At 71.3% G+C, this 12,801-nt stretch carries 12 protein-coding genes; 9 read left to right on the forward strand and 3 right to left on the reverse strand.

Annotated features, from left to right (window positions below; genetic code table 11):
• The first annotated feature begins 35 nt into the window (after positions 1-35).
• Genes ACZ6S0_RS20265 through ACZ6S0_RS20275 form a run of 3 tightly spaced genes read left to right on the forward strand, consistent with a single transcriptional unit; the run spans position 36 to position 2,985 of the window.
• The gene (locus tag ACZ6S0_RS20265; RefSeq protein ID WP_344892089.1) at positions 36-1,526 is read left to right on the forward strand and encodes an Nramp family divalent metal transporter; all 1,491 of its coding nucleotides are present in this window, start codon (positions 36-38) and stop codon (positions 1,524-1,526) included.
• Positions 1,526-2,014 (forward strand): hypothetical protein, encoded by a 489-nt coding sequence (locus tag ACZ6S0_RS20270; RefSeq protein ID WP_465919661.1) that lies wholly within the window; start codon positions 1,526-1,528, stop codon positions 2,012-2,014. The genes ACZ6S0_RS20265 and ACZ6S0_RS20270 overlap by 1 nt, the downstream gene beginning before the upstream one ends.
• Entirely contained in the window at positions 2,011-2,985 is a 975-nt protein-coding gene (locus ACZ6S0_RS20275) for a TerC family protein (RefSeq protein WP_465919663.1), read from the forward strand. The genes ACZ6S0_RS20270 and ACZ6S0_RS20275 overlap by 4 nt, the downstream gene beginning before the upstream one ends.
• Positions 2,986-3,130: 145 nt before the next feature.
• Here ACZ6S0_RS20275 and ACZ6S0_RS20280 read toward each other — a convergent pair whose 3' ends face one another.
• The 3 genes from ACZ6S0_RS20280 to ACZ6S0_RS20290 form a co-directional block, all read right to left on the reverse strand.
• The gene (locus ACZ6S0_RS20280) at positions 3,131-3,316 is read right to left on the reverse strand and encodes a hypothetical protein (RefSeq protein ID WP_344892098.1); all 186 of its coding nucleotides are present in this window, start codon (positions 3,314-3,316) and stop codon (positions 3,131-3,133) included.
• Positions 3,317-3,399: 83 nt separating this feature from the next.
• The gene (locus tag ACZ6S0_RS20285) at positions 3,400-4,146 is read right to left on the reverse strand and encodes a GntR family transcriptional regulator (RefSeq protein WP_465919668.1); all 747 of its coding nucleotides are present in this window, start codon (positions 4,144-4,146) and stop codon (positions 3,400-3,402) included.
• A gap of 219 nt (positions 4,147-4,365) precedes the next feature.
• Entirely contained in the window at positions 4,366-5,625 is a 1,260-nt protein-coding gene (locus tag ACZ6S0_RS20290) for an MFS transporter (RefSeq protein WP_465919671.1), read from the reverse strand.
• A gap of 138 nt (positions 5,626-5,763) precedes the next feature.
• Here ACZ6S0_RS20290 and sucC point away from each other — a divergent pair, with 138 nt between their 5' ends.
• Genes sucC through ACZ6S0_RS20320 form a run of 6 tightly spaced genes read left to right on the forward strand, consistent with a single transcriptional unit; the run spans position 5,764 to position 12,716 of the window.
• Positions 5,764-6,921 (forward strand): ADP-forming succinate--CoA ligase subunit beta, encoded by a 1,158-nt coding sequence (gene sucC / locus ACZ6S0_RS20295; protein WP_465920311.1) that lies wholly within the window; start codon positions 5,764-5,766, stop codon positions 6,919-6,921.
• Positions 6,922-7,809, forward strand: a complete 888-nt coding sequence (gene sucD / locus ACZ6S0_RS20300) for a succinate--CoA ligase subunit alpha (RefSeq protein WP_465919674.1) — start codon at positions 6,922-6,924, stop codon at positions 7,807-7,809.
• The gene (locus ACZ6S0_RS20305) at positions 7,806-8,570 is read left to right on the forward strand and encodes a hydroxypyruvate isomerase family protein (protein WP_465919678.1); all 765 of its coding nucleotides are present in this window, start codon (positions 7,806-7,808) and stop codon (positions 8,568-8,570) included. Before sucD ends, ACZ6S0_RS20305 begins: the two co-directional genes overlap by 4 nt.
• Positions 8,567-9,427 (forward strand): NAD(P)-dependent oxidoreductase, encoded by an 861-nt coding sequence (locus ACZ6S0_RS20310; protein WP_465919682.1) that lies wholly within the window; start codon positions 8,567-8,569, stop codon positions 9,425-9,427. The genes ACZ6S0_RS20305 and ACZ6S0_RS20310 overlap by 4 nt, the downstream gene beginning before the upstream one ends.
• Before the next feature lie 44 nt (positions 9,428-9,471).
• Positions 9,472-11,175 carry a glyoxylate carboligase gene (gene gcl / locus ACZ6S0_RS20315; protein WP_465919685.1) on the forward strand — a complete coding sequence of 568 codons (1,704 nt, stop codon included), beginning with the start codon at positions 9,472-9,474 and terminating at the stop codon, positions 11,173-11,175.
• Positions 11,176-11,180: 5 nt separating this feature from the next.
• Positions 11,181-12,716: an aldehyde dehydrogenase family protein gene (locus ACZ6S0_RS20320; RefSeq protein WP_465919686.1), complete on the forward strand. Its 1,536-nt coding sequence runs from the start codon at positions 11,181-11,183 to the stop codon at positions 12,714-12,716.
• Positions 12,717-12,801: the final 85 nt, after the last annotated feature.

Genomic DNA, 12,801 nt, shown 5'->3' on the forward strand with positions numbered 1-12,801 from the left:
ATAGGAAAGGCAACAACCCCCCAGGAGGTCCGTAGGTGGACACATCGAACACCCCACCGGCGACGGCCACGCCGCCGGTCGAGGACGACAGAGTATGGAAAGCGGGCCGGCTTGAGCCGATGCCCATCAGGAAGCTCCCCGACGCGCCCCCTTCGGTGCACATCCTCGGGCCGACGGTCTTCCTGGTCGCACTGGGCGTCGGCATGGGCGAGTCGTACATGTGGCCCAGGCTGGTGCTGCTGTTCGGGCCCGAGATCAGGTGGCTGTTCCTGATCGGCGTCACCCTGCAGGCCGTGGTGATGCTGGAGATGGCCCGCTACGCCATGGCCACGGGGGAGAGCATCTTCTCCGGCGCGGCCAGGGTGTTCAAGCCGTTGATGTGGTTCTTCTTCATCGTCGCGATCGCCGTCTACATCTGGCCGGGACACCTGTCGGCGGGAGCGGCGGCGTTCGAGGAGATCACCGGAATACCCTGGGTGGTGACCGCGGTCGCCGGGTTGATCCTCGTCGGCGTGGTCTTCACCCTGGCCAAGGTGATCTACAACCTGCTCGAGAACGTGCTGTCCCTGCTCATCGGCGCACTCGTGCTCGGCACGGCCGTGGTCGCGGCCATGGTCGGCTCCTGGAGCGACGTGGGCACCACGATCACGGGCATGTTCTCCATCGGCTACCTGCCGTCGGAGGCCATGTCGGCCGCCTGGTTCCCCGTCATCGTCGGGGCGTGCGCGTTCGCCGGACCCTCGGGCATGCAGCAGATGTGGTACACGCTGCACCTGCGCGACTCCGGGGCCGGAATGGGCGCGCACATCCCGAAGGTGCGCGGCCTGCGCCACGCGGGCGAGGAAGAGGAGATGCCCAACCGCGGGTTCATGTTCGACACCGACGACCCGGCCGAGATGGCGAAGTGGAAGGGCTGGCGGCGCTGGGTCACGTTCGACGCGCTGCTGCTGTTCTGGGGCGTCACCATGCTGGTCACGATCTCCTTCACGGTGATCGCCCAGTCCGCGGTGCGGATCAACCCTGGTGTGCGTGACGTCATTCGGGGCGACGACCGGGAGGTGGCGCTGACCGCGATGGCCGACGCCGTCTCCGCGGCGGGCAGCTCGGTTCTCGGGGTCGTGTTCCTCGGGTTCATCGCGCTGATCGGCCTGAACGCCACACTGGGCCTGTTCGACTCCTTCTCCAGGGGACAGGCCGACATGACCTTCAACTTCGTGCCCGGCGCGAAGAAGCTCGGCATGTCGAAGCTGTACGGCATCTTCCTCTGGGGAGTCATCCTCTTCGGCATCGGGATCCTGCTGTTCGGCCCGGCAGACGGGCCCAGCGCGATCCTGGACACGCTGGCGTTCCTGTCGACGTTCGCGATGGGCGCGTACTGCGTGACCCTGCTCCTGGTGAACAACCGCATGTTGCCCAAGCCGATCAGGCCCAAGTGGTGGTCCAACGCCATCATCGGCTTCGGGGCGGTCTTCTACCTGGGGATGCTGCTCTACAGTCTGTTCGCCTTCGGCGTGGTCGTGGGCTGATGATCGGACGGCACAGCATCGAGCTCGCCCTGCCAGGGGCGTCGATCGGAGCCGTCGCCGGTGCCATGGCCGGTGGGCTGACCCTGTTCGCGGGGCAGCCCACCGGGCTGGCCGCGCTGTCGGCCCTGGCGCTCGCCGCGCCGCTCGCCTTCTTCGGCGGCCTGTACGGCGTGCTCCTCGGCCACGGCGTGTTCCGTCCGGGGACCTTCGGGCCCGTCGGCCTCTACTGGATGGCCGCCTTCCCCGTCTCGCGGCTCCTGCAGGAGAGCGTGGCCGGGGTCGGCATGGCCGACGGGGTGCCGTTGTTCCTGGCGTTCCAGGCGATGGTCAGCCTCGGCTTCGCGATCGGCTTCGTGTGGATGCACGAACGCCTCATGCCCCACTGGCTGGTGCGCAGGGCCGGCGGCAACCCGCTCGCCAAGGACCTGCTCAGCCAGTACATCCGTTACGCCAGCCTGGTGAGGGCACGGAAGGGAGCGCGTAGGTGAACCTGCCAGTGTGGATCTGGCTGGCCACGATCGGCGGCTTCTGTCTCGTCCTCGCCCTCGACTTCTACCTCGTCGCCCGCAACCCCCACGAGCCCTCCTTCAAGGAGTGCGTGGGCTGGGTGTCGTTCTACGTGGGTCTCGCGGTGCTCTTCGGGATCGGCCTGCTCCTGCTGTCGGGCCCCGCGCACGGCGGGGAGTTCTTCGCCGGGTGGATCACCGAGTATTCACTCAGCGTGGACAACCTCTTCGTGTTCCTGCTGATCATGAGCAGATTCCAGGTGCCGCGGCAGTACCGCCAGAAGGTGCTGCTCATCGGCATCATCCTGGCGCTGGTCATGCGCGGCGCCTTCATCGCCGCCGGCGCGGAGGCCGTCTCCAGGTTCGACTGGCTCTTCTACGTCTTCGGCGCCTTCCTCGTCTACACGGCGTGGAAACTGATCAAGACCGGTGAGGAAGAGGAGGAGTTCTCGGAGAACGCCGTTCTGCGGACGGTTCGCCGGGTGCTCCCGACCACGGACACCTATCACGGCGCCCGTCTCACCGTGCACCACGGCCGCAGGATGGTCACCCCGATGCTGATCGTGATGGTCGCCATCGGGACCACCGACCTGCTGTTCGCGCTCGACTCCATCCCGGCCATCTTCGGGCTCACCAAGGAGCCCTACCTGGTCTTCACGGCCAACGCCTTCGCCCTCATGGGGCTCCGGCAGCTCTTCTTCCTCATCGGCGGGCTGCTCGACCGGCTCGTCTACCTGAGCAAGGGGTTGTCGGTGGTGCTGGCCTTCATCGGGGTCAAGCTGATCCTCGAGGCCATGCACCACGACGGGGTGTCGTGGGCGCCGGAGATCCCGATCCTGGTGTCTCTCGGGGTCATTCTCGGCACCCTGGCCGTCACGACGGTGTTGAGCCTGATGAAGTCGGCTCGCGATGCCAAGAGGGCGGAGGTGGAGCCGGAACCCGCGGAGCGTTGAACCGGGCCGCGTCGGGGGCGGTGGCTGCTTGCGGGTGGCCGCCTCCCTGTCGCGGCTCGAGGCCGTGGGGCGACCGTGCCGGTGAGACGTTCGTGCCGGTGGAACGGCTGTGCCGGTGGTACGTTCGCGCTGTGGGTGCTCGCGGTCAGGGCCGCGGGCTCTCGCGGAGATCCAGCCGCTCCCGCTCGGCGCTCCACTGGCGCAGGTAGCGGTCGGCGTCGTCTGCTGAGTAGTGCTTCCTGAGCGCTGCGCTGAGGCCGATGCCGATGGCCCGGCCGTCTGCCCCCTGGCCCAGGGGATCACCAAGAAGAAGGCGGAGGAACGCCTTCATGGTCATGCACCTCCAACTGGTATGGCTCCATCCTCTGACCGAGGTGTTTCGGAGCGTGTGGACTTTTGTGAACAGCACGTCACTTATCCGGCTCCGCCGAGTTGGCGGGGACGGCGGCGGCGTACGGGCTTGGGCGCCGGCTCGACCGGCTCGGTCCCGCGCTGCTCCATGTAGGAGGCCCGGGTGTGCTCGGTGTGCTCGCGCATGATCTTCGCGGCCCGGCGCTCGTCGCCGGCCTCGATGGCGTCGATGAGCGCGGTGTGCTCGTCCCACGACGCCATGCCGCGCTGGCGGGCGACCGGCGTGTGGTACCACCGCACCCGCCTGGCCACCTGGGCGGCCAGCTCGGCCAGGACCCTGTTGCCCGACAGGTCGGTCACCAGGGCGTGCAGCTCGGAGTTGAGCGCCACGGCGCCGTCGACGTCGTCGGACTTCACCGCGGCGATGCCCTGCGCGCACAGGGAGCGCAGCCGCCTGACGCCCTCCTCGCCCGCGTATTGCGCGGCGAGCCGGGCGGACTCGGTCTCCAGCAGCGTGCGGACCGCGAGGAGCTGGTCGGCCTCCTCCAGCGTCGGCACGTGCACGAACGCGCCCTGCCCTGGGTGGAGGTCGACCCACCCCTCGCCGCTGAGCTGCTGGAGCGCCTCGCGCACGGGCTGCCTGGACACCCCGAGCAGCGCGGCCAGCTCGCTCTCCACGAGGTGCTGGCCCGGCTTGAGCTGGCCGGAGACGATGAGCTCTTGGATAGCCTCGATCACGCTCTCCCTGAGCGTGGCAGGGCGGGGAATCTTGGCGGCCGCCGCCGTACCGGCCTGATCCGACAGCAACATGTCACGTCTCCAGCGCAGCGTTTCGGTTTTTCGTCGACTGCCTACAGCATACCGTCTGGGGGTTACCCACGGTCGTGAGTCTCATCACAGGGGCGTCGTCCTCTACCACTGCTACAGCGGGACTTTAGGCATCCTTGGGCCCCCGCGGGATCCTCGGCGGGGTCCGCGGGGGCCGGTGAAGGGGGCCTACGGGGGACCCAAAGGGGGCCTATAGGGGGCCTATAGGGGGATGGTGGCGGGCAGGCCGGGGATGCGCAGGCGGGGCGTGGCCAGGGCGGGCAGCGCCGCGAGCGCGGCGGCGGCGAGGAGCGCGGTGCCGGGGGCGGTCAGCGCGGCGAGGGCCAGGGCGACGGCCAGCGCGCCGGCCACGGCCTTGGCGCTGTAGACGACCGCGTGGATCTCGGTGGCGCGCTCGGCGCCGAACAGCTCGCGTACGAGGCTGGCCAGCAGGGGGTAGAACGCGCCCCCGCCCAGCCCGGCCGCGGCCGCCCCGAGCCAGAGCAGCAGATCGCCCGCCGCGCCCTGGACGGCGGCGCTCTGCACCCCAGCGGCGGTGGCGTTCTGCACCCCCACGGCGGTGGCGCTCTGCGCGGCCACGGCGGTGGCGTTCTGCACTGCGACGGCGAGCAGCACCTGGCCGAGCGCGAGCGCGCCGAAGACGGCGGCCAGCACCCGGCGGCGCCCGTACAGCTCCGAGGCGCGCATGGCCACCGCCCTGCCCGCGCCGTTCAGGGCGACGAGCAGGGCCAGCGCGCCCCACGCGCCGGTGCTCGCGACCACGATCACGTCGAGCAGCGACACCGCGCCCGCGCACGTCAGCATGAGGGCGAGCGCGGGCAGCGTACGCGTGCGCACGGCCTGGGCGAGCCCGAACTGCTTGACCGCCTCGGGCGCCGTACGCAGCCGGGCGGCGTCCAGGGCGTGGGTCCGCGGGTCGAGGTCGTCGGGCCACCACAGGGGCTCGGGCAGCCGCAGGCGCCGGGCGGCGGCGCCGATGACGGCCGTGGCGAGCAGGGCGGCGACCAGGAAGGCGGACTCGGCGGCGCCGGGGGCCAGGCCGGTCCACACCAGCAGGGGGACCGCGCCGTACCCGAAGGCGCCGGTGATGAGCCCGACGCGGGCCGCGGGCCGTTCCGGGTACCAGGAGGAGACGACCTCGCCGCACACCCCGTAGACGAGGCCGGCGCCGAGGCCGCCGAGTACGGCGTACCCCACGAGGGCGGCGGGGCCGAAGCCGGGGCCGGCCAGCGCCGCCGCGGCCAGGCCCAGGCCGCTGAGCGCCGCCCCGGCTGTCAGGGCCGCGCGCACGCTCAGGCGACGGCGGCGGACGAGGTGGAGCGCGGGCAGCGCGCCGGCGGCCTGGCAGGCGATCCAGACGGCGAGCAGGGTCAGGCCGGCGGCCTCCCTGGCGTGCAGGGCGGCGTAGCCGTACTGGAGAGGGCCGATGGCCGCCATCGCGGCCAGGGCGAGCCGGAACATCGAACGGCGGTCGGCGGGGACGGGGCCAGGACGGTACGAACGGCCACGCCAATCCTTTACTGCATTCTCCATACCGTATGGAATATCCAGAAGACGCGGACCGTGTCGAGACCCTAGACGAAGGATACTCCATACGGTATACCGTGTACAAAGGAGGCTCGAATGGACCTGTACGAGTACCAGGCAAAGGAGCTCTTCGGGCGTCACGGGATCCCCGTTCCAGCAGGCAGGATCGCGACCACTCCGGCCGAGGCCCGCGCGGTCGCGGCCGAGCTGGACACGCCCGTTGTCATCAAAGCCCAGGTGAAGACCGGCGGACGGGGCAAGGCAGGCGGGATCAGACCGGCGGCCGGGCCGGTCGCGGCCGAGACCGAGGCCGATCGCGTCATCGGAATGGACATCAAGGGGCACATCGCGCGCCGCGTGCTGGTGGAGGCCGCGACCGTGCCGTTCGAGGAGTATTACGCGGCCTTCCTGGTGGACCGGGCGGAAGGCACGTTCCTGGCGATGGTGTCCGCCCAGGGCGGCATGGAGATCGAGGAGCTGGCGGCGAACGACCCCGACGCCCTGGTGAAGCTGCCGATCGACCCAGCCGTCGGGGTGGACGCCGACACCGCCCGGTTACTGACGGCCAAGGCGGGGCTGCCCGAGCAGACGGCCGAGGTGCTGGAGAAGCTGTGGCGGGTGCTGGTCGAGGAGGACGCCCTCCTGGTCGAGGTGAACCCCCTCATCTGCACCACCGACCAGCGCATCGTGGCGCTCGACGGCAAGGTCACCCTTGACGACAACGCCTTCTTCCGCCACTCATGGGCGGACTACGCGGAGGAGTCCGACTCCCTGGAGGCCCGTGCCAGGGCCAAGGGGCTCAACTACGTGAAGCTGGACGGCACGGTAGGCGTGATCGGCAACGGCGCCGGGCTCGTCATGAGCACGCTCGACGTGGTGGCGGGGGCCGGCGCCGACCCCGCGAACTTCCTGGACATCGGCGGCGGCGCGTCCGCCCAGGTCATGGCCGACGGGCTGGAGATCATCCTGGCCGACCCCGACGTGCGCTCGGTGCTGGTCAACGTCTTCGGCGGCATCACGGCCTGCGACGCGGTGGCCAACGGCATCGTGACGGCACTCGAACTCCTCGGCGAGCGCGGCCACGGCAGGCCCATCGTCGTACGGCTGGACGGCAACAACGCCGAGGTGGGCCGGCGCATACTCAGCGACGCCAGGCATCCGGCGGTCCGCCAGGTCTCCACCATGGACGGCGCCGCCGAGACGGCGGCCAGACTCGCGGCAGGTGCGTAAATGGCGATCTTTCTGACCAAGGACAGCCGGGTGCTCGTCCAGGGCATGACCGGCGCGGAAGGCACCCGGCACACCACGCGCATGCTCGCCGCCGGGACGGACGTCGTGGCCGGGGTGACGCCCGGCAAGGGCGGGCGCTCGGTGGACTTCGGGGAGCGGACGGTGCCGGTGTTCGGCTCGGTCGCCGAGGCCGTCGCCGAGACCGGCGCCGACGTGTCGGTCATCTTCGTCCCGCCGCGCTTCACCGCCACCGCCGTGGAGGAGGCGGTCGAGGCCGCGGTGCCCCTGTGCGTGGTCATCACCGAGGGCGTGCCGGTGCACGACGCCGTCCGCTTCCGCGCGCTGGCGGGCGGCCGGACCCGGATCATCGGGCCCAACTGCCCCGGCCTGATCAGCCCCGGCCAGTCGTCCGCCGGGATCATCCCGGCCGACATCACCTCCGCCGGGCGCATCGGGCTGGTCTCGAAGTCGGGGACGCTGACGTACCAGCTCATGTACGAGCTGCGCGACCTCGGCTTCTCCACCGCGGTGGGCATCGGCGGCGACCCCGTCGTGGGCACCACGCACATCGACTGCCTGCGCGCCTTCCAGGACGACCCCGGCACCGACGCGATCGTCATGATCGGCGAGATCGGCGGCGACGCCGAGGAGCGGGCCGCCGCCTACATCCAGGAGAACGTCACCAAGCCCGTGGTCGCCTACGTCGCCGGGTTCACCGCGCCGGAGGGCAAGACCATGGGGCATGCGGGCGCGATCGTGTCCGGTTCGTCCGGGACCGCGCAGGCCAAGAAGGAGGCGCTGGAGTCGGTCGGGGTCCGCGTCGGCAGGACGCCCTCCGAGACGGCCCGTCTCATGCGCTCCGCGCTGGGCAGGAAGGCGGGTTCGTGAACTTCGACGTCAACCTGTCCATCCTGTTCACCGACCTGCCGCTGCTGGAACGGCCGGCCGCGGCGGCCAAGCACGGGTTCGACGCCGTCGAGCTGTGGTGGCCGTTCGGCGGGCCGGAGCCGTCGGACGCGGAGCTGGCCGCCCTGCGGCAGGCCCTGCGGGACGCCGGGGTCCGCCTGGTGGGGCTCAACTTCGACGCCGGCGACATGGCGGCGGGCGAGCGCGGCCTGCTGGCCAGGCCGGACGGCTCGGCCCGCTTCCAGGCCAACATCGACGTCGCGGTCAGGCTCGCGGGCGAGCTGGGCTGCCGGGTGCTCAACGCCCTGTACGGCAACGGCCCCGGCACCGACAAGGACCTGGCCGTGGCGAACCTGCGCAGGGCGGCCGACGCGGCGGCCGGCATCGGCGCGACCGTCGTGGTCGAGGCGCTCAACTCCCACGAGAACCCGAACTATCCGATCACGTCGTCGCGGGCGGCGTTCGAGCTGATCGACGAGGTGGACAGGGAGAACGTGGCCTTCCTGGCCGACCTCTACCACCTCAACCGGATGGGCGAGGACGTGCTCGCGCTCATCGACGGGCACACCTCGCGCTTCGGGCACGTGCAGATCGCCGACGACCCCGGCAGGGGACGGCCGGGGAGCGGGCGGATGCCGTTCCAGGAGATCTTCGCCCGGCTGGGCGCGGCGGGCTACCGCGGGCACGTCGGCCTGGAGTACCGGCACGAGGGACCGGGCGCGTTCGACTGGAGGCAGGCATGAACATCGGGTTCGTCGGCTTGGGGATCATGGGCAGCCCGATGGCGGCCAACCTCCTCAAGGCCGGGCACGCGGTGACCGGATTCGACGTGAGCGCCGAGCGGCTCGAGCAGCTCGCCGGGCTGGGCGGCAAGGGCGCCTCGGGCATCGTGGACGCGGTCGCCGGGGCGGACGTGGTGATCACGATGCTGCCCGACTCGCCGCAGGTGGAGGAGGTCGCGCCGCTCGTCCTCGAGTACGGCAAGCCGAACCTGCTCTACATCGACATGAGCACCATCAAGCCCGAGACCTCCCGCTGGGTGGCCCAGAAGGCGGCGGCCGTCGGCGTGCGCGCGGTCGACGCGCCGGTCAGCGGCGGCGAGCGCGGCGCGATCGACGCCACCCTGTCGATCATGGTCGGCGGGGCGGACGAGGACGTCCAGGCGGCCAGGCCCGTCCTGGAGCGTCTCGGCACCACGATCGTGCACGTCGGCCCCCCGGGATCCGGCCAGACCGTCAAGGCGGCCAACCAGTTGGTCGTGGGCGGCATCTACGGGCTGGTGGCGGAGGCGATCGTGCTGCTGGAGGCGTCGGGCGTGGACCCGGTGGCCGGGCTCGACGTGCTCGCGGGCGGCCTGGCGGGCTCGCGGATCCTCGAGCTCAAGCGGCACACCATGGTCAAGCGGGAGTTCGCTCCCGGCTTCCGCATCGACCTGCACCACAAGGACATGGGCATCGCCGTCGCCGCCGCCCGCGAGGCCGGCGTGAGCCTGCCGCTCACCGGCCAGGTCGCCCAGCTCGTGGCCGCGGCCCGCGCGCAGGGCCACGGCTCGCTCGACCACTCCGCCCTGCTCAAGGTGATCGAAAGGCTGAACGCATGAGCGAGCGAAGCGAGAGGACACCGGACGCTGTGAGAGTGCCCTGCATGGAGGCCGTGGTCTCGGTGCTGGAGTCGGAGGGGGTGGACACGGTCTTCGGCATCCCCGGGGCGGCCATCCTGCCGCTCTACGCCGCGCTGCAGCACAGCTCGATCCGGCACATCACCGTACGGCACGAGGAGGGCGGCACCCACGCCGCCGACGGATGGGCCAGGGTGACCGGCAACGTCGGCGTCTGCATCGGCACCTCGGGCCCGGCCGGCACCAACATGATCACCGGACTCTACACCGCGCTCGCCGACTCGATCCCGATCATCTGCGTCACCGGGCAGGCCGCGACCTCCAAGCTGCACCAGGAGGCGTTCCAGGCGGTGGACATCGTGGAGATCGCCCGCCCGGTGACCAAGTGGGCCGTGCAGCTCAAGGAGCCGGCCCAGGCGCCCTGGGTGTTCAGGGAGGCGTTCAGGATCGCCCGCTCGGGGCGGCCGGGACCCGTGCTCATCGACCTGCCGATCGACGTCCAGCGCGGCACCTGCCTCTACAACGCCGCCCTGGACGCGCCCCTGCCCGTCGACGTGCCGCAGCCGCTGCCGCAGGCCGTGCGGGCGACCCTGGACCTGATCGAGGAGGCCAGGCGGCCGATCATCCTGGCCGGCGGCGGTGTGATCATCGCCGACGCGGCCGACGAGCTGCGCGCGCTGGCCGAGCACCTCCAGGTGCCGGTGCAGGTGACGCTCATGGGCAAGGGCGCCTTCCCCGAGGACCACCCGCTGTTCGCCGGGATGGCCGGCATCCAGACGCAGACCCGGTGGGGCAACGCCGCCTTCCTGGAGAGCGATCTGGTGCTGGCCGTGGGCGCCAGGTTCGGCGACCGGCACACCGGCGAGCTGGACGTCTACCGGCGCGGACGCAAGTTCGTGCACGTGGACATCGACCCGTTGCAGATCGGCCGGGTCTTCGAGCCCGACCTCGGCGTCGTCGGCCACGCCCGGCCGGTGCTGGCCGAGCTGCGCGACGAGGCCCGCCGCAGGGGCGCGCCGCGCGAGCCGGACAAGTGGGTGCGCAAGGTCGGCGAGTTGCGCGGCACCATGGCCCGCCGCGACGACTTCGACGACGTGCCGATCAAGCCGCCCAGGGTGTTCAAGGAGATCAACGAGTTCTTCCCCAGGGACACCACGTTCGTCACCGCCATCGGGCTGTACCAGATCTGGTCCGGCCAGTTCCAGACGACGTACCTGCCCCGCCGGTACCTGGTCTGCGGGCAGGCGGGGCCGCTGGGCTGGGAGGTGCCCGCGGCCATGGGGGTCAAGCTGGCCCACCCGGAGCGCCAGGTGGTGGCGGTGGTCGGCGACTACTCCTTCCAGTTCCTCATGGAGGAGGTGGCGGTCGCGGCCCAGTACCGGATCCCGTTCGTGATCGTCATGATCAACAACGAGTACCTGGGGCTCATCCGGCAGGCAGAGCTTCCCTACGGCATGAACTACGCCGTCGACCTGCACTACGGAGAGGGCGGCATCGACCATGTCAAGGCGATGGAGGCGTTCGGCTGCCCGGCGCGCCGGGTGGAGCTGCCCGGCGACCTCCGCGACGCACTGGCCTGGGCCTCCGAGGAGGCGGCGCGCGAGCGGCTGCCGGTGCTGGTGGAGGTGATGGTGGAGCGCGAGGCGAACGCCGCCATGGGCCCCTCGCTGGAGGCGATCAAGGAGTTCGAGCCGCTGCCCGAGCTCATCACCGCCGACTGGTCCGACTGAGGAGGATGGACATGCGGCTCAAGCCGGGTACGTCATGGCGGGACGCGTACGAGCAGTGCTGCTCGGCGGCCCCCGAGGCATTCCACGACGACCGGGTGCTGAACCACTGGGGCGGCATCTGGCACCGCGACGGGCGCCCCGTGCCCGGCTTCTCGCCACTCGACGGCACCGCCATCGCGGGCCCGCCCCGGCTCGACCGGGCCGGCGCGGGCCGTGCCGTGGCGGGCGCGGCGGAGGAGCACAACCGGTGGCGCTACCTGCCGCTGTCCGAGCGCAAGGCCATGGTGTCGGCGGCCGTGGAATCCATGGCCGCGCACCGTGACCTGCTGGCCCTGCTGCTGGTCTGGGAGATCGGCAAGCCCTGGAAGACGGCCTGCGCGGACGTGGACCGCTGCCTGGACGGCGTGCGCTGGTACGTCCAGGAGATCGACCGCATGGTGGTCGGGCGCACCCCCCTGCCCGGCCCGGTCAGCAACATCGCGAGCTGGAACTACCCGATGAGCGTGCTCATGCACGCCATGCTCGTGCAGGCGCTGGCCGGCAACGCGGTGATCGCCAAGACCCCCACCGACGGCGGCCTGTGCTGCCTGACCCTGGCCAGCGCGCTGGCCGTACGGGAGGGGCTGCCGTTCACGCTGGTCAGCGGGGGCGGCTCCGAGCTGTCTCCAGTGCTGGTCGGGGCGCGCTCGCTGGGCTGCGTGTCGTTCGTGGGCGGCCGGAGCGCCGGCGGCAAGGTGGCGACCTCGCTGGCCGACCTCGGCCGCCGGCACGTCCTGGAGCAGGAGGGACTCAACTCCTGGGGCGTGTGGGAGTACGACGACTGGGACCTGCTGTCGCGCCAGATCCGCGCCTCCTTCGACTACGCCAAACAGCGCTGCACCGCCTACCCGCGCTTCGTCGTGCAGCGCTCGCTGTTCCACCGGTTCCTCGGCGCCTACCTGGACGCCGTGGGCTCGCTGCGCTTCGGGCACCCGCTGGCGGTCGCAGACCCGGACGACCCGCTGCCCGCGCTGGACTTCGGGCCCCTCATCAACGCCTCGAAGGCCAAGGAACTGGCCGACCAGGTGGACGAGGCCGTGGCCAGGGGCGGCGTGCCGGTGCACCGGGCGTCGCTCGACGACGGGCACTTCCTGCCCGGTCAGGACGTCTCGGCGTACTTCGCCCCGACGGCCCTGCTCAACCCGCCCCCCTCCTCGCCCCTGCACCACGCCGAGCCGTTCGGCCCGGTGGACACGGTGGTGCTGGTGGACACCGAGGCCGAGCTGCTGGCCGCCATGAACGCCAGCAACGGAGCCCTGGTGGCCACGCTCTCCTGCGACGACGAGGACACCTTCAGCCGCCTGGCGCCCGAGGTGCGCGCGTTCAAGGTCGGTCACAACCGGCCGCGCTCACGCGGGGACCGCGAGGAGCTGTTCGGCGGGCTCGGCGCGTCGTGGCGGGGCGCGTTCGTGGGCGGCGAACTGCTCGTCCGCGCCGCCACCACCGGCCCGGACGGTGAACGCCTGCCCGGCAACTTCCCGAGCTACACGCTGCTGCCTTAGCGCTCACCAGCGCTGCGAAGCTGCCTAAGGCGGCCCCGAGGGCCCTCCGGCGCGGGAGGGCCCTCCAGGGCCGCTTTCAGCCCTC

Source organism: Nonomuraea sp. NPDC051298, from assembly GCF_055586305.1.

Bases quoted from the DNA above. Each gene is read 5' to 3' on its own strand.
- ACZ6S0_RS20280 (WP_344892098.1), bottom strand. From the start codon at position 3,316: ATGAAGGCGTTCCTCCGCCTTCTTCTTGGTGATCCCCTGGGCCAGGGG.
- sucD (WP_465919674.1), top strand. From the start codon at position 6,922: ATGGCGATCTTTCTGACCAAGGACAGCCGGGTGCTCGTCCAGGGCATG.
- ACZ6S0_RS20290 (WP_465919671.1), bottom strand. From the start codon at position 5,625: ATGTTCCGGCTCGCCCTGGCCGCGATGGCGGCCATCGGCCCTCTCCAG.
- ACZ6S0_RS20270 (WP_465919661.1), top strand. From the start codon at position 1,526: ATGATCGGACGGCACAGCATCGAGCTCGCCCTGCCAGGGGCGTCGATC.
- gcl (WP_465919685.1), top strand. From the start codon at position 9,472: ATGGAGGCCGTGGTCTCGGTGCTGGAGTCGGAGGGGGTGGACACGGTC.
- ACZ6S0_RS20310 (WP_465919682.1), top strand. From the start codon at position 8,567: ATGAACATCGGGTTCGTCGGCTTGGGGATCATGGGCAGCCCGATGGCG.
- ACZ6S0_RS20285 (WP_465919668.1), bottom strand. From the start codon at position 4,146: ATGTTGCTGTCGGATCAGGCCGGTACGGCGGCGGCCGCCAAGATTCCC.
- ACZ6S0_RS20320 (WP_465919686.1), top strand. From the start codon at position 11,181: ATGGACATGCGGCTCAAGCCGGGTACGTCATGGCGGGACGCGTACGAG.